Here is an 18,632-nt window from a genome sequence, read left to right on the forward strand (position 1 = left end):
GCCTCGCCTACCCATCAGCGAGGACCCGATGGCAGAGACCGACCTCACCGAGACCATCCCGTCCGCCCACCATCCCCGCTCTGTGCTCGTGCTCGGGGCCACCGGCTACATCGGCGGTCGCCTCGTGCCCCGCCTCCTCCAAGCCGGTCACTCGGTGAGCGTGGGCGTGCGCTCGCCGGACAAACTCAGCGCGGTGCCCTGGGCCGACGAGGTCACCGTCCACACCGTCGACCTCGACGACGGCACCGGCCTGAAGGCGGCGATGGAGGGCATCGACGACGTCTGCTACCTCGTCCACTCGATGAACTCCGGCAGCGACTTCGAACGACGCGAAGCGCAGGCGGCGACGAGACTCGTCGAGGCCACCGCTGCGGCCGGGGTCGGCCAGATCATCTACCTCGGCGGCCTCCACCCCGAGTCGGCGAAGCTGTCGATGCACATGCGCTCCCGGGCGAAGGTCGGGGAGGTCTTCCTCGCCTCGAGCACCCCGGCGATCGTCTTCCAGGCCGGGATCATCATCGGCTCCGGGTCGGCGTCGTTCGAGATGATCAGGCACCTCGCCGACGCCCTGCGCTGGATGCCCGCCCCCAACTGGGTGGCCAACCGGGTCGAACCGCTGTCCGTCCGCGACGTCCTCTACTACCTCGTCGCCGCCTGCGACCTCCCGAAGCCGGTCAACCGCGCCTTCGACATCGGCTCCGGAGACGTCCTCACCTACGCCGAGGTGATGAAGGACTTCGCGCGCATCCGCGGTCTGCCCCCGCGCCACGTCATCGCCCTCCCGCTGCCGGCCCCGACCCTCTCGGGCATCTGGGTCGGGCTGGTCACCCCGCTGCCGTTCAAGCTCACGCTCCCACTCGTCCAGTCGCTGCAGGAGGACGCGGTGACCCGCAACGACGACATCGACGCCGTCATCCCACCACCGGCGTCGGGACTGCTCAGCTTCGACCAAGCGGTCCGGCTCGCCCTGCGCCGGGAGAAGGAAGGGGCGGTGGCGACGAACTGGGATGCCGATTCGGGGGAGCTCGAGCAGGCGGCGAAGCCGTTGCCCAACGACCCGCAGTGGGCAGGCAAGAAGGCGTTCGTCGACGACCGCCGGCGGCTGCTGCGCGACCTCGCCGTCGCCGACATCTGGCCGGTCATCGTCAGCATCGGCGGCCGCAACGGCTGGTACTCGTGGCCGCTGGCGTGGAAGATCCGCGGCCTCTGGGACAAGATCGTCGGCGGGGCCGGTCTCAACCGCGGACGCCGACTGCCCGATGCCCTGCGGGTCGGCGATCCCGTCGACTGGTGGCGGGTCGAGGAGATCGTCCCCGACCACAAGCTCCTCCTGCGCGCGGAGATGAAGGTCTCCGGAGACGCATGGCTCGAGTTCACCGTCGACCAGGTCGGCCCCGACTGCGAATACCGGCAGCGGGCGATCTTCTTCCCCCGCGGCATCCGCGGCCGCCTCTACTGGGCGTTCGTCTCACCCTTCCACCGGTTCATCTTCCCGGCCATGGCCCACAACATCGAACGGGCTGCTCGGCGCAACGAGAGGCGTCGGCGATGAGTGAACGCTCCTCCCTCGAGACCTATTCGCGCACCGCCGAGCGGGCCGCGAAGTCCGTCATCGACGGATACTCGACGTCGTTCGGCACGGCGACGGCGCTGCTGGGTCCCTCCCACCGGTCCCACGTCCGCAACGTCTACGCCCTCGTCCGCGTCGCCGATGAGATCGTCGACGGGTTGCCGAGCAGTGCCGGGGTGGGGCCCGACGAGGTGGGGGAGATGTTCGAGGACTTCGTCGCCGAGACTTATCGGGCGCTCTCGCGCGGGGTGAGCACCAATCTCATCATCCACGCGTTCGCCCGGACGGCGCGGCACACGGGGATCGGCAGCGACCTCATCGAACCGTTCTTCGCCGCCATGCGCTCCGATCTCGACGCCGAATCGCCTGCGGGACACCCGGCGGCACCCGAGGTGCGGTGCCTGAGCGCCGGGGAGCATGCGGACTACGTCTACGGATCCGCCGAGGTCGTCGGCCTCATGTGCCTGCGCATCTTCCTCCACGACAACCCCCGCGACGACACCCAGCTGCCCACCCTCGAGTGCGGGGCCCGCCGTCTCGGCGCGGCCTTCCAGAACATCAACTTCCTCCGCGACCTCGCCGACGACCGTGACCGCCTCGGTCGCAGCTACCTCACCGAGGACGCGCGCCTGAGCACGAGTGCGCGGGACGCCTGGATCCTCACCATCCGTGACCAGCTCGCCGACGCCGAGGCTGCGATCCCGCTCCTGCCCTACGACGCGAGGCTCGCCGTCGGCGCCGCCACCGCGCTCTTCGCCGCGCTCATCGACACCATCGCCGCTGCCCCCGTCGAGCGGCTCTACCGGGAGCGGATCCGCATCCCCGGCCACGTCAAGGCGCGTCTCCTCGCCCGCTCGACCCTGGGCACCCTGCGCGGCCGGAGTTCGTGATGGCGCAGGTGAGCGTCATCGGGGCGGGTGCCGCAGGACTCGCCACCGCCGCCCTGCTCGCCCGGGACGGCCACAGCGTCGACGTCTTCGAGAAGAACACCGAGGTGGGCGGGCGCATCGGTCGGATCGTCCGTGACGGGTTCCGCTTCGATACGGGCCCGTCCTGGTATCTCATGCCCGAGGTCTACGACCACTTCTTCGCGCTCATGGGCACGAGCGCGGCGGTTGAGCTCGACCTCGTGCCCCTCGATCCCGCCTACACGGTGTTCACCGACCCGGAGGCGTCGACCGCGCCGAGCGTCACCGCCGAGGCGGCACCGGTGAGTGTTCCGCGGGGACGCGACCGGGTTGTCGCGGCCTTCGAGGGCCGCGAGTCCGGTGCCGGCAGGCGCCTGCAGGCCCATCTGCGCTCGGCCGCCCATGCGAAGGCGATGGCCGAGAGGCTCTTCCTCTACAACCCGTTCACCTCTCCGCTCTCCGTCCTCGACCGTGCGCTCCTGCCCTCGCTTCCGTCCCTGACCCGCCTGCTCACGGAGAGCCTGAGCAGACGAGCCGAGCGGACTGTGGCCGATCCGCGTCTGCGGCAGATCCTCCAATACCCTGCCGTCTTCCTCGGCACCGACCCGCGCCGGGCACCGGCGATCTACCACCTCATGAGCGCCCTCGACCTCGACGAGGGGGTGGACTACCCGATGGGCGGTTTCCGCACGGTCGTCAATGCTCTCACCCGTCTCGCCGAACGCGCCGGGGCCCGCATCCACACCTCGGCGGAGGTCGTGGCGATCGAGACCGAGGCCACCGGTCGCAGGCGACCGCGGGTGACAGGGGTGAGCTGGACAGATGCCCGATCAGGTGCCCGGCGCACGGGGGCCGATATCGTCGTCTCCGCCGCCGATCTCCACCACACGCAGACCCGGCTGCTCCCGCCCGCTCTCCGCGGTGGCTCGGAGGGCCGGTGGTCACGGATGGTCAGCGGCCCCGGGGCGGTGCTCGTCCTCCTCGGCGTCACCGGCGACCTTCCGCAGCTGCCCCACCATTCCCTCTTCTTCACCCCGGACTGGACGGAGAACTTCGACGCGATCTTCGGCCCGCGCCCGCGGGTGCCCCACCCGGCGTCGCTCTACGTCTGCCGCCCCAGCGCCACGGACCCGACCGTGGCACCGCCGGGATGCGAGAACCTCTTCGTCCTTGTCCCCGTCCCCGCCGATGCCGGGCTCGGGGGCGGTGGTCCCGAGGGCAGCGGCAATCCCCTCATCGAACGCGCCGCCGATCGGGCGATCGCGCAGATCGCGGAGTGGGCGGACATCCCCGACCTCGCCGAGCGCATCGTCGTCCGCCACACGATCGGTCCGACCGACTTCGCGCGCGACTACAACTCGTGGCTCGGCGGCATGCTCGGGCCCGCGCACACTCTGCGCCAGTCCGCGATGTTCCGGACGCAGAACGTCTCCCGCACCGTCGACGGCCTCTACTTCGCCGGTGCGACCACGGCGCCGGGGGTGGGCGTGCCGATGTGCCTCATCAGCGCCGAGGTGGTCCTCAAGCACATCCGCGGCGACTCGAGTCCCGGTCCGCTTCCGGTCGGGGACGGCGTCTAGGGGCGCCCGCCCGCGCGGCCCTGCCCGGGCCGTGTGGGCTTCCAGTGCCGCCGTACGTGCCGGCTGAGCACCGTGCCGCCTCTGCGGCGTGCCATCTCCCGCCGTGCCGTGGTGTCCCGTCGTGCCGCCTGAGCGCGGTGCCGTCTGAACGCCGCGCCAGGGCGTCCCGCCCGGCCGTCTCTGCGCCGCGCCGCATCCGCCGTGCCGCCTCCCTCTATGCCGTTGTGTCGCGTCGTCCTGTGGCGTCCCGCCGTCTCAGCCGCGCGTCGTCGTCCGCCGCATTCGCCCGAGCAGACCGCGTCGGAGCAGTCCGCGTGGCGGCGGCGACCAGAGGTCGATTCCTGCGACCCGCCACCGGGCGAGCAAAGCGTTCGCGGCCAGGGCGCCGGTCGTCGCCGCACGCTCCATGAGGGCGACGGGCGCATCGCAGCGCACCCAGTCCCCGGCGAGGACGAGTCCGGGCAGCGGTGTCTCGACACCAGGGCGCTCGTGCCACGGGCGCGGATCGGTGAGTCCGCAGTCGTCACGGATGAGCAGCTGCGACTCGCGAACGGTCAGTCGCGACGTCTCCGGCCAGACGGTGTGGAGGTCGGCGAGCAGCCGGTCGGCGATCGCCTTCTCGAACACCGCCCGTGGAGCCACCGCGCCCTGGGACGCCCCACCCTGGGGCATCGCGGTCTCCGGCACCGCGGTCTCCGACACTCCGGCCTCCGGCACCGCGGTCTCCTGCAGTGCAGTCTTCGGTAGTGCGTAGGCGTGGAGTTCGACGACGGACCCTCCGTGCTCGCGCACCCAGTCCGCAGCGCCGGCCTCGAAGCGGTCGACGACGGAGACGTTGTCAAGGAGGTCGAAGCCGCTCGTCCCGAGGAAGGCGGGACGGTCGGGGTCGACGGGTCCGTCGAACCACAGCCTGAGCACCGCGAACGGGGGCGCGTTGCGGGTGGCGGCGACCCGGCTCGCCCACTCGGCCTCCGCGGGCTCGTCAGCGCGCAGCGTGGCGACGAGACTGCGGGCCGCGGCCGGATCGGCGGCGAGGACGACGGCATCGGAGTCGACCTCCCCGCTGTCCGTCGTCACCGTCCACCTGCTCGGGCCACGTCTGAGTGCGGTAGCGGTGCGGCCGGTCTCGATGCGCACGCCGAGGTCGGCGAGATGGTCCCCGAGGGGTGCCCACAGCGCGGTGTCGTAGTCGTCTGTGGGGACGTCGAAGAGGAGGCCTTCTGAGGAGCCGGCGAAGTACGTGTGGAACATGGCGACGAGTTCGCCGGCGGAGAAGTCATCGGGGTCGGCGAAGAACGACCGGGCGAACACCTCGAGTGCGAGATGCCGGGCCTCCGCTGGGAAGCGCAGGCGGTCGAGGAAGGCCGCCGCCGATTCGCCGTCGTACCGGGCGAAGGAGTCGGGGAAGTCGACGTCGATGAGTTCGAACGCCGCCGCGGTGTCGATCTCGGTCAGTCCCGACAGCGGGAACGTCGGGCTCGAGAGGACGAACCCGGCGAGGTTGAACGGCGGCGTCGTCGGGATCGCGGCGAACGAATCGGTGGCCCCGCCTCGGCGGGTGAGGGGATAGTCCGCGAGCGGACGCAGACGGGAGAGGTCGGGATCGGCACGGCGGAGCAGGTCGCGGAGGTTGTAGTACTGCCGGAAGAACGCGTGGAACCCGCGACTCATCGTCCGCCCGCCGGGCAGCGGCCATGCACTCACCCGCCCGCCGAGGCGGCGGCCCGATTCGAGGAGCACGACGTCGACTCCGCGTTCGGCGAGGACGGCGGCGGCGTTGAGTCCCGCGATCCCGCCCCCGATGACGGTCACGCTCTTCGGCCGCAGCGGCCGCGACCTGCCGGGGGCGGCCGGGAGCCGGACGGCATGACGGTCGGCGGGGCGGACGCGGCCATCGGTGCCGGCACCGGAACCGGTGCGGGTCCGGGCGGTCATCCGTCCGCCTCGGTGGGGGAGTCCGCCTCGGCGGGGGAATCCGCCTCGGCGCTGCGCCGGTTGAGGTTCCACTGCCAGAGCATGAGGACCGCGGTGATCATCGCGAAGCCGAACCCGAAGTCCTCGATGGGGATGTCGAAGGGGACGCGGATGCCAGAGAACATGTCCGGGTTGTAGACGACGATGGGGTCGCGCAGCTTCGTCAGCCAGCCGTCGACGAGGCATTGGAAGAAGAGGCAGATCGCCAGCGCAGTCCAGTACTGGGCGCGCCGGAAGATGCCGCTGCGGAAGACGAACAGTTCGAGGGCGACGACGAGGACCATTCCGGCGACCGTCATGACGGTGTACTCGGGGATCACCGGTTCCTCCTTCCCGCCATGCGCGCCCGTAGGCGCCGGGCACGGGCGAGGACCGTGCCGACGGCCCCGTAGCTGAGCAGGGCGCAGATGGGGATGACGACGAAGAACACGAGCTCTTCGAGCGGCAGGGCACCGAATTCGATTCCCGTGACGAACTCCGGGTTGTAGGACCAGTGCTCGCGGGCGATCGCGATGAGGTCCCAGACCGCGAAGACGATGACGACGGGGATGAGGGCGGCGAGCAGGAGCCTCCACCGGCGATAGACCCGCGCGGCGAACACGAACTCGAGGGGCAGGGTGATGAGCACACAGGCCGCCATGAGCGCGAGGTACTCCCACTGGCCGAACATCAGCGCCGCCGCGGACGGGACGGGACGGTGAAGCCGAGGTCGAGACCGCGCAGGCGGGCCCCGGCGATGACGGAGTCGTGACCGACAACCGGGGTTGTGAGGAGGGTGGGTTCGCACGCCAGGAGGCGGTGGAGGAGCGCGTCGGCGACGACGAGCGCCACGGGCTGTCCCGGGCAGCGGTGGGCCCCGTCGCTGAAGCTCAGTCCCGCGGGAAGCGCTGTCCGCGGGCGGCCGGGGACGCGACCGTGCTCGGTCCGGGCCGGACAGACCGCCTCGGCGGCCGTCCCGAACGCGGACGGATCGACGTTGGCGGCTGCGACGTCGATGTCGACGAGGTCGCCGGCGGGGATCGTCGTCGCCAGTCCGTCGATGTCGACAGTGAGATCGTCGGTGACGCGCCGGTAGAGGTGGCCGACGATGGGGTCGAGGCGGATGACCTCCTCGAGCATCGCCAGCCGGGCGTCCCGGGCGGCGCCGAGGTAGTCGTGGCGGAGCTCATCGTCCCTGAGCAGCCGCCACGCGGCGAAGGAGATGAACTCACGGGTGGTGACCATTCCCGCGGTGCCGTAGGTGACGCATTCGACGAGGATGTCCGCGGTGCCGGCACCGGTGTCGAGGAGGTGGGAGATGATGTCGTCGCGAGGGCTGCGCCGGTGGTCGCGGATGGCGGGCAGCACGTCGCAGACGTGGAAGGCGGTGAGTGGGAGGAGCCCGTTGACGGCGGCCTGCAGCCATTGGCGGTTGGTCCGCCCCCAGTTCGGGGCGGCGAGGTCGACCGGGGGCTGTCGGAAGAACGCCGTGAGCCGCGAGGCGAGTGCCGGGACCGGGGACGCGGTGAGGCCGACGATCCCGGCGGTGACGCCGACGGTGTAGAGCAGAGCGGCGTCGTCGAGGCGGCAGCGTCCGGTGACGACGGCCTCATCGACGATCGCCTGGGCCTGCGCCGCGATGTCTGCCGCGTACCGTTCGTCGACGACGGACGGGGCGAAGAAGCGGGCGAGGGCACGCCGCTGCTCATCATGCGAGGGGCCGTCGGAGATGAGGATCGGGTGTCGGCGGAACCATCCGCGGGGGATCCGCTCCGCGGTGAAGCCGGCCTGGGCCGTAGAGCGGCGGGCCCGGAGGACCTCTCGGGCCGCCGCAAACGAGCGGATCCGGTGGTAACCCGGGGCGGGGTCGGCGCGAGCGGAGTCGTGTCCTCTCACGGCCGCAGGCTCTCGAAGACGCCCGCGGCGAACTGATCGACCATCCACGGGCTGAAGACGAACGGGGTCGCACTCAGCGCCGCACGGACCTCAGCGATCGGAGTCCAGGACCATTCGGCCACCTCGGCGGGGGAGGGGTCGAGTGGCGAGGCGATCCGGGCGACGTAGACCGGGCACACCTCGTTCTCGACGATGCCGCCGGCATCGACGGCACGGTAGCGGAAGTGGGGGGCGATGACGGTCACGGCGCTCACGGTCGTGCCGAGCTCCTGGTCAGCCCGCCGGACGAGGGCGTCCTCGATGTCCTCCCCGGGCGTCGGATGACCGCAGAAGCTGTTCGTCCACACACCCGGCCACGCCGCCTTCGTCAGGGCGCGGCGGGTGAGGAGGATGCGGTCCTCGTCGTCGATGAGATAGCAGGAGAATGCTGAGTGCAGCGGGGTGTCGGCGGTGTGGACCTCGGACTTGGGCATCGACCCGATGGGGCGAGCCGCCTCGTCGAGGAGGACGACGCGTTCGACGGCAGTGTCAGCGGTGTCGGGAGTGGTCATCGATCATCAGCTCCTTCGAACACCGGACGGTCTGCCCCATGCTACCGGTGCGAGGCGCGTATCGGGGCGGGGCCAGGGACGGAACGGGGGCCGTATCGGGGCGGAGCCGCGGACGGAACGGGGGCGATGTCATGACCAGCAAGTAGACTGTGGAGGTAATGATCCCCTTCTTTCACTTGAGGTGAAACACTCATGCCAGCAATCGTTGTCGTCGGCGCTCAGTGGGGCGACGAAGGTAAAGGGAAGACCACCGACATCCTCGGTACCAGCGTCGACTACGTCGTCAAGCCCAACGGCGGGAACAACGCTGGTCACACGGTTGTCGTCGGCGGTGAGAAGTACGAGCTCAAGCTCCTTCCCGCGGGGATCCTCTCGCCCAACGTCACCCCCGTCATCGGCAACGGCGTCGTCGTCAACCTCGAGGCGCTCTTCGAGGAGATCGACGCCCTCGAATCGCGCGGTGCCGACACCTCGAAGCTGCGGATCTCGGCGAACGCGCACCTCGTCGCGCCCTACCACCAGACTCTGGACAAGGTGACCGAGCGCTTCCTCGGCAAGCGCGCGATCGGGACGACCGGCCGCGGCATCGGGCCGGCGTACATGGACAAGATCGGGCGCCTGGGCATCCGCGTCCAGGACATCTTCGACGAGTCGATCCTGCGCCAGAAGATCGAGGGCTCGCTCCACCAGAAGAACGAACTCCTCGTCAAGGTCTACAACCGTCGCGCGGTGAGCGTCGAGGAGGTCGTCGACTACTTCCTGCCCTATGTCGAGCGGCTGCGCCCCTACGTCGCGGAGACCGAGCTCATGCTCAACGACGCCCTCGACCGGGGAGACGTCGTCGTCATGGAGGGCGGCCAGGCGACGATGCTCGACGTCGACCACGGCACGTACCCGTTCGTCACGTCCTCCAACCCGACCGCCGGCGGTTCGTGCGTGGGCTCCGGGATCGGCCCGACGCGGATCAACCGCGTCGTCGGCATCGTCAAGGCCTACACGACCCGCGTGGGCGCCGGGCCCTTCCCGACCGAGCTCTTCGACGAGATGGGCGAGTACCTGCAGAAGGCCGGCGGCGAGTTCGGTGTCAACACCGGGCGTCCGCGCCGCTGCGGCTGGTACGACTCGGTCATCGCCCGGTACTCCGCACGGGTCAACGGCTTCACCGACTACGTCCTCACGAAGCTCGACGTCCTCACCGGCATCGAGCAGATCCCCGTCGCCGTGGCCTACGACGTCGACGGTGAGCGCTTCGACGAGATGCCGATGACGCAGACCGACTTCCACCACGCGACGCCGATCTTCGAGTACTTCGACGGCTGGACCGAGGACATCTCCGGCGCCCGGACCTTCGAGGATCTGCCCGAGAACGCACAGAAGTACGTCCTCGCCCTCGAGGAGCTCTCCGGCTGCCGGATCTCCGTCATCGGCGTCGGCCCCGACCGCGAGCAGTCGATCGTCCGCCACGACCTGCTCGACTGAAGGTACCGGCCGGGCCCGGTCGCGGGCGCGGCTGGGCACGGGCTCGGCTTGGCCCGGGCGCGACGGCTCGAGTCGCTGGGCCGCTGAGCTGCGGCTCGGGTCGCTGCACTTCGCCGTCGTTCCACGCGCAGCCCGACGGCTGAGTGTCGATCCACGCGCAGCCGGATTTCCGCGTCGCGGGCGACTCGGAATTCGTGCCTCGCGTTGATCGAGTGCGCGGCGATTCGTGGGAGGCGCGGATTTCGAGCCTCGCGTGGATCGAGACCATACAGCCGTTCCGGCAACCTGATGCGCTGGCCTGGTCGGGTGGAGGCGCAGCACCTGCTCATCGACGATGAAGCCCCATGGTGCTAACCCCACGCGCCAAAGAGGTCTGCCAGCTGGAACACGGCCAAGCCGGTGACGACGAGGCAGATGAGCCACCCGAGGATGTTCGCGACCACGCCGTTGCGGTAGCGACCCATCAGCCGGCGATTGTTCATCACGATCATGAGAAAGGCGGCGATGATCGGCAGGAGCAGCCCATTCGCCGCCTGAGCGAGGATGATGATCTGCACCGGGTTGATGCCGGTCACGGCGAAGATCCCGCCGATGACGAGCACGCTGATCCAGATGATGCGGGCAGGCTTCGCCTTGAGGTCGGTGCTCAGCCCGAGGGTGCCGCTGATCGCATAGGCGGCGCCGAGCGGACCGGCGACCGCCGACGTGAAACCGGCTGCGAACAGGCCGGTGGCGAAGACCCACGGGGCGGCGGAGCCCAGAAGAGGTTCGAGCGCCTGGGTCATGTCCTCTGCGGTCTCGGCGGTCATCCCCTTGACGTACATGCCGCCGAATGCCGTGGCCATCACGGCGAGCGTGATGACTCCACCGACGGAGATCGAGAGAACGGTGTCTCGACGGGACTCCTTGAGAGATTCTTCGACGGCGCCCTTACCCCATTTCTCCTGCACGAGGCTGGACTGAAGGAACATGTTGTAGGGGACGACCGTCGTGCCGATGAGCGCGATGGCGACGAGGAGGCTACCCGAGGGGATCGTCGGTACGAACAGTCCCTCGAGCATCTCGCTGATCGGCGGGCGGACCACGAATGCGGTCATCACGAAGATTACTCCGAGGATGACGACGAAGATGGTGAGGACGACTTCGATGGCCTTGTAGCTGCCGGTCCAGAGCAGCGCCCCGATGAACGCGATGACGACGATGACGATGAGCCTCTGGTCGATGCCGGTGACGGTGGACAGCGCCAGAGCCGTTCCGGTCGTGTCTCCGCCGGCATAGCTCGCCCCGCCGATGCCGATGGCGGCGACGACGAGGACGACCATCGCCATGCGCGCAATCCGGGACGCGAAGACGGTGCGGAGCGCCTCGCCGAGGCTGAGGCGGGTGGCGATTCCCAGTCGGCCGCTCATCTCCTGGAGGATGATCGTCGCGATGATCGAGAAGAGCACCGTCCAGGCGAGGGCGAATCCGTACGATGCGCCGGTGACGACCGAGGTGGTGATCGTTCCGGGGCCGATGAACGACGCGGCGATGATGAGGCCAGGGCCGAAGCGCAGTCGCCGCGATCGGCTGGTATCTCTCTCGGCCCTCGGGAGTGGGCGGCCGGCATCGGTCTCGTTCAACGCGTTCTCCTTCGAAAGGCGTCCAATTACCCGAAAGCCTATAGATGGTTCAACCATCTGACAATAGGAGAAGTTGATCCTTCCGCTGAGAAAGGAGATTCTTCCTGTTCAGAGTCGAGTGCAGAACTGGATTTTCTGAAGTTTGGTTGAACTCTGCTATCTTCGTCGTATGGCAACGAGTGCAGACAATGAAAGTGCCTCGGGGATGGTGCGCACGCGCCTTCGCGACCAGATCCTGCGGGGAGAGCTGCCACCCGGTACGCGGTTGAGGGATCGGGTGCTGTCTGCGGAGCACGAAGTGTCGAGGAACAGCGTTCGAGAGGCCCTGCGTTTGCTCGTCAGCGATGGGCTCGTCACTCTCACCGTGAATTCCGGAGCTGCCGTGCGCGTGCTCACCACGGAGGACGTCGCCGACATCTACGCCGCTCGTCGACTTCTCGAGTTCGGCGGAATCCGTGCCAGCAGTCGCGCTAGCGACGCAGAGCTGGCCGAGATCGACGTGGCAGCCGACACGGGGATTCGACAGCGAGCGCAGAAGCGGTGGCAGCAGACGGGAACTGCCAGCCTGGAGTTCCATGCCGCAGTCGTTGCGTTGGCAGGTTCCGAGCGGGTCAACCACTTCTTCGCGGCCCTCGCTGCTCAGCTTCGTCTGGCATTCGCGATCATGCCCGACGAGGCCGAGTTCCAGGCCTTGTGGGTGGACCGTGACAGGGTGATCGCCGATCTTCTCCTGGCAGGGCGACGAGACGCGGCCGAAGCCGAACTGATGGCCTACCTCGCCGATTCGGAGGCGGCGATCGTCGATGCCGTTCGCGGCGCGGCGATCGCGCGGCCCTGATGGCTCTGCCCTTCGACGACTGCCGACCAAGATGCCCGAGATTTCGAGAGGAAACATGATGACGAACAACCCACGACTGACCGAAGCCGCCTACCAAGGCGACGCCCTCGAGGTCGACCGGGATTTCTACGGCCGCCTCGGCGAGCTCACCGATTCCCGCACCGTCGTCTCCGAGCTCACCGTCGAGATCCGCTCGGGTGAGGCGTGGGAGATTCCCGCGGGGCACATCTGCCGGATCTCCTCGGTCGAGGGGCCCCAGGTCGGGGACCTCAATCTGTGGAACAGGAACGACCCGCGGGAACGTTTCTGGGCGTCGCGGACTCGTCAGCTCCAGGCCGCCCACGTCTCGACGTTCGACCGGCTGTGGTCGACCCTGCCGTTCCTCCGTCCGATGGCCACCATCGTCGGCGATACCCTCGCAGACTATGGCGAGGACAGCGAAGGCGGGCGCCTGCACGATACCTTGGGCACCCGGTGCGACCCGTACGTATCCCAGATGCTCAATGGCGTCGACTTCGACTACCACTGCCACTCGAACCTCGTGCGTGCGATCCTCCCGTTCGGGCTGACCGAATTCGACGTCCACGATGTGCTCAACGTGTTCCAGTGCACAGGCCTGAACGACGACGATGAGTACTTCATGAAGACCTGCCCGGCGCAGCCCGGGGACTACTTCGAGTTCTTCGCCGAGCAGGACCTGCTCGCGGCACTCTCCGCATGCCCGGGCGGCGACCTGTCGCAGCCGATGTTCGGTGAGGACGGCGACGATGCCGCGGAGAACTGCCACCCGCTCAAGGTCACGGTCTATGCGGTCTCGGACGACCTCCTCGAGGGCTGGACCGAACCGCAGTCGCCGCGATACCGCGGTGCGCACGGCCTGAGCGCTCAGTCCTGGAGCTGAGCCGCCGGCGGTTCGGGCAGCCGTCGATCCACACGCAGCCGGAAATCCGCGTCGCCCCGGACGCGGATTTCCGGCTGCGCGTGGAACGAGCGCGCGCGGTTCGCGGGCAGGGGACCTGAATACCTCGCCCAATGGGCTTTCGTTCGGATTCAGAACCCCTGTGAGATCCGGTAGTAGACGTCGTTCCACCGCAGCGCGTCCTGGAAGCCGTGGACTGTCGTGTCTTCCGCGATGACCGCGAGTTCGACCCCAGCGATGGTTGCGAAGTCGCGCCAGGCCTCGATGCCGACTGCGGTCGTCATCACGGTGTGGTGTGCCGCGCCGGCGGTGAGTCAGCATGCTGTTGAGGTCGAGAAATTCGGCAATGGCTCCCAAACCGCCCTGGCCACCGGCAGCTTTGGCAGTGGCTCGTCTGGCTCGACCACGTTGACGACGTTGGCAGTGAGCCGGAATCGGTCGCGTATGTCTGAGAGTGCCAGCACTACGGCCTCTCCTGGGTCAGCCTCAAAAACGAGTCTCACCGGATCCTCGCGGTCGCCGATGCCAAGCGGGTGGATTTCGAGTCGGGGCCGGCGCGAGGTCAACGTAGGACAGACCTCGAGCATGTGAGCGCCCAGGATCTTCTCAGCGCCGGGCTCGAGGTTGTAGCTGTAGTCCTCCATCAGGCTCGCACCTCCCTCGAGGCCGTAACCCATCACCTTGGCGATTCGTATGAGCATTCCGGTCTTCCAGTCACCTTCTGCCCCGAAGCCGTAACCATCGGCCATCAATCGCTGCACAGCCAGACCGGGCAGCTGTCTCAGGTTGCCGAGGTCTTCGAAGGAGTCGGTGAATGCTGACGCATCATGGCTCTCCAGGAAATCGCGGATCGCGATCTCCTGCTTGGCAGCGTACCGAACTGATTCGTGTCGGTCTCCGTCCGGCAGAAGCTCGGAAGCGACCTCGTAGGTCTGCGCGTACTCTTCCACCAATCTGTCGACTGATGATTCAGCAACGGAATCGATCGCTGACGCCAGTTCGTTGACGCTCCAGGTGTTCACGGAGACTCCGAAGCGAATTTCTGCCTCTGTTTTGTCGCCCTCCGTCACGGCGACGTTGCGCATGTTGTCGCCGAACCGGACCATCGTCATGTGCTGAGCATCATTCCAAGCGGCTGCGGCCCGGGACCATACGCCAATTCGTCCAGTCACATCAGAGTGAGTGACATGTCCGACAACGGTTACTCGAGGAACGTTGAGGCGAGTGAGGATGTAGCCGAATTCGCGATCTCCATGGGCAGCTTGATTGAGATTCATGAAGTCCATGTCGATCTCCGCCCAGGGCATGCGCTCATGCACCTGCGTGTGCAAGTGGAGCAGCGGCTTGCGCAGTGCCTCCAGTCCGCGGATCCACATCTTGGCCGGAGAGAAGGTGTGCATCCACGTGATGACTCCGACGACGTCGTCGTCGGCTCCTGCCTCCACGATGGCTCGTTCGATGGATGCCGAATCCGTGAGCGTGGGCTTCCAGGTGATGCGGACCGGAATGTCCGCGGCGGCGTCGAGCGTGCGAACCATCTGCTGCGACTGCTCGGCCACTTGGGCCAGGGTCTCCGGACCGTAGAGATCCTGGCTGCCGGTGAGAAACCAGATCTCTTTTCCCTCGAATGGGTTGCGCATGTCAGATGCTCCTCTGTGATGGTCGCGTGTATCGGGTCGTCGGAGTGCGATTCATTGCCCATAGACGTGCTGGTATCGGTCATAGAGACGCGTGACGGTTTCATCGGGGATCGGATGCGGCAGACCGAGTTGCTGCGAGACGTGGACGGTCTTGGCGACTTCCTCGACCATGACAGCTGCCTTGACGGCGTCGGAGGCTGTCGCGCCGATGGTGAACGGGCCGTGGTTGCGCATGAGGACGGCGGGACTGCGCGACTCGGAGAGCGTTTCGACGATGCCGCGCCCGATCGAGTCATCGCCGATGACGGCGAACGGACCCACCGGGATCGGTCCGCCGAACTCATCGGCCATCATGGTCAGGACACAGGGGATCTCCTCGGCGCGAGCTGCCCACGCCGTGGCGTAGGTCGAATGCGTGTGCACGACCCCTCCGACCTGCGGCATCTGACGATAGACATACGCGTGTGCCGCAGTATCGGACGAAGGTGTGAGCCCTCCGGAGGACAGCTCCTCGACGAGACGGCCGTGCAGGTCACACACGACCATCGTGTCGGCTGAGAGCTCGTCATAGCGCACTCCCGAGGGTTTGATGACGAGGAGATCATCTGCCCCCCGAGTGCCGGTGGGGTCGACCACGACACGCTCGGACACATTGCCTGCAGTCCAGACGACCAGGCCCCAGCGCGGCAGCTCGGCGTGAAGCTCACTCACGCGCTGTCGTGCATTCGAGACCTGTGCTCGAATGTGTGCGGAAATCGTCACGGTGATCCTCCGAAGATCTGTGCTGGAACGGGCGATTGCAAGGCGGTAGGAGTTATGAGAGGAGTTCTGCGGCCGCTGCCTCCACGGGCAGCCCGCGTCGGTATCGGTCGAGGAACGAGCGGAACCCCGCCATATCAGAAGGTGTGGGAGTGACGGTGTGGGTCCAGGTGCCGGAGAAGACGGCGCAGTCGAGGAACTGTGCCAGCGGCTTGTCGGCGTGGTCGAGATAGGCGGCGAGCAGGGCGATGCCCCAAGCGCCTCCGTCTCCGGCGCTCTCTGACACGACGGTTGGCGTTCCGGCAGCGGCTGCGAGGAACCGCTGGGCGATTCCCGCCGTTCTGAAGATTCCGCCGTGCGCGTTGAGGGAATCGATCTCGACACCTTCACCCCCGAGCACCTCCATGCCAATAGCCAAGGACGCGAAGACGCTGTAGACCTGGGCGCGCATCAGGTTGCCGAGGTTGAGCTGCGATCCGGGACTTCTCACCATCAGCGGAAGGCCATCCACGAGTCCTGTGACCGGCTCACCCGCGATGTTGTTGAAGATCACGATGCCGTCGGCATCGGCGGCACTGTCCTCGGCGGCAGACAGGAGGACGCGGAAGGCGTCGTCATCGGCGATCGAGTGTTGCCCGCCCAGTGCCACGGCCGCCTGCTTGAACAAGCTGACCCACCGCCTGAGCTCGTCGGCTCCGTTGTTGCAGTGGACCATCGCCACCGTCGCTCCGTCCGGAGTGGCGACCAGGTCGATCTCGGTATGGAGAGCCTCCACAGGGCGTTCGAGCACCACCATAGCGAAGATCGAGGTGCCGACGCTCACATTTCCCGTGCGGGGACGCACAGAATTCGTCGCGACCATTCCGGTTCCCGCATCGCCTTCCGGCGGGCACAACGTCGTTCCCGGCCGAAGAGCACCGCTGGGATCGAGGAGCTCTGCGCCGCGCGCGGTCAGCGTCCCCGCCCTGGTTCCCGCGGACATGACGCGGGGAAGGAGAGAGCGCAGGCTGCGGCGAAGTGGAGTCCCACCGAGCCGCGAGTCGAACTTCGCCAACCTCTCGGCGTCGAAATCGCCTGTCTGCGGGTCGACAGGGAACATGCCGGAGGCGTCGCCGATGCCCAGGACCTTCTCGCCGGTGAGCTGCCAGTGCACGTATCCAGCGAGAGTCGTGAGGTAGTCGACGCCGGCCACATGCTCTTCGCGGTCCAGGATCGCCTGATAGAGGTGTGCCACCGTCCAGCGCATGGGAATGTTGATGTCGAGGAGCTGAGTGAGTTCCGCGGCCGATCGGGCCGTCGTCGTATCGCGCCACGTGCGGAACGGCACCAGCAGCTGATCGTCGGAGTCGAAGGCCAGGTATCCGTGCATCATGCCGGAGACACCCAGGGAGGCCAGTGAGGTGAGTTCGGCGTCGTAGGCGTCCTGCACCTGTCGGCGAAGGTCGGCGACAGCACCTGCCACTCCGCTCCAGACGTCGCCGATCCCGTAAGTCCAGTGCCCGTCGACCAGGCGGCTCTCCCATTCCGAGCTCCCGGTGGCCAGGCTGACGCCTTCGGGAGCGATCAGGCAGGCCTTGATCCGCGTTGAACCCAGTTCGATGCCGAGCACCGCAGTGCCGCTCTCGATGAGCCGCTTCGTCTCCTGATCAGTGCCTCTGATCGAGGTCCGCTCTGATTCCATGCTGGTGGCCTTCCGCGCCCTTGCGTCAGGAACCGGGGGGTTCCTGCTCCTGAATGTTAACGCTAACATTCATGTCGTCCGACCATAATGCCGCACCGGAAGTCTGATTGCAAGAGGCGGGAATGGCTCCGGCGGACATGCCTTCCCTCGGGCGAGTCGGTAGCCTTGCAGGTGACGGCAGGGAGGGCGGCAGTCCGCCCGGTCGGCGACCGCGGAGTGAAGCCATGCGGAGTCTAGCGCGGTCAGGGTGCTCCGACGGATGCGGATGAAACGAGTGTTGAGTGAACGGTGAGTGTGCGCGAAGCGGGCGGCAGGTCCGCATCGTGGGAGGCGGCTACAGCGCTGAGATCGCGTCAGTGGGTGCGACCCTGCGCTCTCTTAGCTATCACGGCAGGCACCTGACGAGCAGCTTCGAGGCCGATGAGGTGCGTCCGGCGTCGTTGGGCACCTGCCTTCTGCCCTGGCCCAACCGCATTGCCGACGGAAAGTACGAATTCGGAGGGTGCGCAGAGCAGCTGCCGATCACGGAGCTGTCGCGCGGAAACGCCATTCACGGCCTGGCAGGTTGGCTCGATTGGGAGGTCCTCGAGGTCGACATCGATCGAGTGAAGCTGGCCGTGCGCATCGCTGCGCAGCCGGGGTATCCGCACACGCTTGAGGCAACGGCCGAGTTCGCAGTCGATCACACCGGCCTGCAATGGACTGTCGCTGCGGCCAACGTCGGCTCGACGGCAGCCCCATATGGAATCGCCACCCATCCCTACCTCGTGCTGCCGACGGGAAGGCCCGATGACTGGGAACTGCATGTGCCGGCGTCATCGGTGCTCGACGTCGATGAGGAGAGGAAGCTGCCTCGGGGCCTACACTCTGTGGCCGACTTCCGGGACGGGGCCTTCGATTTCACCTCTCCGCGGCAGATCGGCTCTGCGGTGATCGATCACGCGATGACCGACATCAAAGCGGAGAACGGGATTGCAGCCGTGCGCCTCGGTGCGGAGGGCGCGGCAGGGGTGTCGCTGCGCTGGGATCCACAGGTGCTGCCCTGGGTGCAGATCTTCACCGGTGACCTGCCGAATGACCCCGGCCGTGATCGGCGTGCGGTTGCTGTCGAAGCGATGACCTGCCCGCCGGATGCATTCAACTCCGGAACGGACCTGATCGTTCTCGAATCGGGTCAAGAGCACCGCGCGACCTGGCATATTTCGGCTACCGGGGAAGAAGATTGAGTTCAGTGGG

General features: G+C 67.6%; 15 protein-coding genes and 1 pseudogene. 7 read left to right on the forward strand and 9 right to left on the reverse strand.

The features are described 5' to 3' along the window. The first annotated feature begins 28 nt into the window (after positions 1-28). Genes BC102111_RS11975 through crtI form a run of 3 tightly spaced genes read left to right on the forward strand, consistent with a single transcriptional unit; the run spans position 29 to position 4,058 of the window. Entirely contained in the window at positions 29-1,552 is a 1,524-nt protein-coding gene (locus BC102111_RS11975) for an SDR family oxidoreductase (protein WP_101624445.1), read from the forward strand. After that, positions 1,549-2,460, forward strand: coding sequence for a phytoene/squalene synthase family protein (locus BC102111_RS11980; RefSeq protein WP_101624446.1), 912 nt, complete (start codon positions 1,549-1,551; stop codon positions 2,458-2,460). Before BC102111_RS11975 ends, BC102111_RS11980 begins: the two co-directional genes overlap by 4 nt. Beyond that, on the forward strand, positions 2,460-4,058 hold the full coding sequence (gene crtI / locus BC102111_RS11985) for a phytoene desaturase family protein (protein ID WP_101624447.1): 1,599 nt from the start codon (positions 2,460-2,462) through the stop codon (positions 4,056-4,058). Before BC102111_RS11980 ends, crtI begins: the two co-directional genes overlap by 1 nt. A gap of 255 nt (positions 4,059-4,313) precedes the next feature. On the opposite strand, the gene BC102111_RS11990 is transcribed toward crtI, so the two are convergent. From BC102111_RS11990 to idi, 5 genes are read right to left on the reverse strand one after another with little or no spacing between them, the layout of a single operon-like run. Next, complete coding sequence (locus tag BC102111_RS11990; RefSeq protein ID WP_101624448.1) at positions 4,314-5,993, reverse strand: FAD-dependent oxidoreductase; 1,680 nt, start codon at positions 5,991-5,993, stop codon at positions 4,314-4,316. Further along, on the reverse strand, positions 5,990-6,352 hold the full coding sequence (locus BC102111_RS11995) for a lycopene cyclase domain-containing protein (protein ID WP_146001425.1): 363 nt from the start codon (positions 6,350-6,352) through the stop codon (positions 5,990-5,992). The genes BC102111_RS11990 and BC102111_RS11995 overlap by 4 nt, the downstream gene beginning before the upstream one ends. Continuing rightward, the gene (locus BC102111_RS12000) at positions 6,349-6,702 is read right to left on the reverse strand and encodes a lycopene cyclase domain-containing protein (RefSeq protein ID WP_101624449.1); all 354 of its coding nucleotides are present in this window, start codon (positions 6,700-6,702) and stop codon (positions 6,349-6,351) included. The genes BC102111_RS11995 and BC102111_RS12000 overlap by 4 nt, the downstream gene beginning before the upstream one ends. Further along, entirely contained in the window at positions 6,702-7,907 is a 1,206-nt protein-coding gene (locus BC102111_RS12005; protein ID WP_101624450.1) for a cytochrome P450, read from the reverse strand. The genes BC102111_RS12000 and BC102111_RS12005 overlap by 1 nt, the downstream gene beginning before the upstream one ends. Further along, positions 7,904-8,458 (reverse strand): isopentenyl-diphosphate Delta-isomerase, encoded by a 555-nt coding sequence (gene idi, locus BC102111_RS12010; protein ID WP_101624451.1) that lies wholly within the window; start codon positions 8,456-8,458, stop codon positions 7,904-7,906. Before idi ends, BC102111_RS12005 begins: the two co-directional genes overlap by 4 nt. Before the next feature lie 192 nt (positions 8,459-8,650). Between idi and BC102111_RS12015 the strand changes: the two genes are divergently transcribed. Further along, positions 8,651-9,937: an adenylosuccinate synthase gene (locus BC102111_RS12015; RefSeq protein ID WP_009380296.1), complete on the forward strand. Its 1,287-nt coding sequence runs from the start codon at positions 8,651-8,653 to the stop codon at positions 9,935-9,937. Between the two features lie 350 nt (positions 9,938-10,287). Here BC102111_RS12015 and BC102111_RS12020 read toward each other — a convergent pair whose 3' ends face one another. Next, a complete protein-coding gene (locus BC102111_RS12020) occupies positions 10,288-11,559 on the reverse strand; it encodes an Nramp family divalent metal transporter (RefSeq protein ID WP_232252554.1) in 1,272 nt (423 codons plus the stop codon). A 169-nt stretch (positions 11,560-11,728) separates the two neighbouring features. On the opposite strand from BC102111_RS12020, the gene BC102111_RS12025 reads away from it, so the two are divergent. Beyond that, positions 11,729-12,397, forward strand: a complete 669-nt coding sequence (locus BC102111_RS12025; protein ID WP_101624453.1) for a GntR family transcriptional regulator — start codon at positions 11,729-11,731, stop codon at positions 12,395-12,397. A gap of 58 nt (positions 12,398-12,455) precedes the next feature. Continuing rightward, entirely contained in the window at positions 12,456-13,298 is an 843-nt protein-coding gene (locus BC102111_RS12030) for an urea carboxylase-associated family protein (RefSeq protein ID WP_101624454.1), read from the forward strand. Positions 13,299-13,447: 149 nt separating this feature from the next. Here BC102111_RS12030 and araA read toward each other — a convergent pair. From araA to BC102111_RS12045, 3 genes and pseudogenes are all read right to left on the reverse strand, one after another. After that, positions 13,448-14,956 (reverse strand): annotated as a pseudogene (gene araA, locus BC102111_RS12035) (L-arabinose isomerase). Positions 14,957-15,007: 51 nt separating this feature from the next. Beyond that, a complete protein-coding gene (locus BC102111_RS12040) occupies positions 15,008-15,724 on the reverse strand; it encodes an L-ribulose-5-phosphate 4-epimerase (RefSeq protein WP_101624489.1) in 717 nt (238 codons plus the stop codon). Positions 15,725-15,770: 46 nt separating this feature from the next. Continuing rightward, positions 15,771-17,396, reverse strand: a complete 1,626-nt coding sequence (locus BC102111_RS12045) for a xylulokinase (protein ID WP_101624455.1) — start codon at positions 17,394-17,396, stop codon at positions 15,771-15,773. A gap of 323 nt (positions 17,397-17,719) precedes the next feature. Here BC102111_RS12045 and BC102111_RS12050 point away from each other — a divergent pair, with 323 nt between their 5' ends. Next, complete coding sequence (locus tag BC102111_RS12050) at positions 17,720-18,622, forward strand: aldose 1-epimerase family protein (RefSeq protein ID WP_257957716.1); 903 nt, start codon at positions 17,720-17,722, stop codon at positions 18,620-18,622. Positions 18,623-18,632 lie beyond the last annotated feature (10 nt).

It is taken from the genome of Brevibacterium casei CIP 102111 (genome assembly GCF_900169275.1).
GTDB classification, from domain to species: Bacteria; Actinomycetota; Actinomycetes; order Actinomycetales; family Brevibacteriaceae; genus Brevibacterium; species Brevibacterium casei.

Coding starts and splice junctions, on each gene's coding strand:
- idi (WP_101624451.1), bottom strand. CDS start 8,458: ATGACCACTCCCGACACCGCTGACACTGCCGTCGAACGCGTCGTCCTC.
- BC102111_RS12030 (WP_101624454.1), top strand. CDS start 12,456: ATGACGAACAACCCACGACTGACCGAAGCCGCCTACCAAGGCGACGCC.
- BC102111_RS12045 (WP_101624455.1), bottom strand. CDS start 17,396: ATGGAATCAGAGCGGACCTCGATCAGAGGCACTGATCAGGAGACGAAG.
- BC102111_RS11980 (WP_101624446.1), top strand. CDS start 1,549: ATGAGTGAACGCTCCTCCCTCGAGACCTATTCGCGCACCGCCGAGCGG.
- BC102111_RS11990 (WP_101624448.1), bottom strand. CDS start 5,993: ATGACCGCCCGGACCCGCACCGGTTCCGGTGCCGGCACCGATGGCCGC.
- BC102111_RS12000 (WP_101624449.1), bottom strand. CDS start 6,702: ATGTTCGGCCAGTGGGAGTACCTCGCGCTCATGGCGGCCTGTGTGCTC.
- BC102111_RS12015 (WP_009380296.1), top strand. CDS start 8,651: ATGCCAGCAATCGTTGTCGTCGGCGCTCAGTGGGGCGACGAAGGTAAA.
- BC102111_RS11975 (WP_101624445.1), top strand. CDS start 29: ATGGCAGAGACCGACCTCACCGAGACCATCCCGTCCGCCCACCATCCC.
- crtI (WP_101624447.1), top strand. CDS start 2,460: ATGGCGCAGGTGAGCGTCATCGGGGCGGGTGCCGCAGGACTCGCCACC.
- BC102111_RS12025 (WP_101624453.1), top strand. CDS start 11,729: ATGGCAACGAGTGCAGACAATGAAAGTGCCTCGGGGATGGTGCGCACG.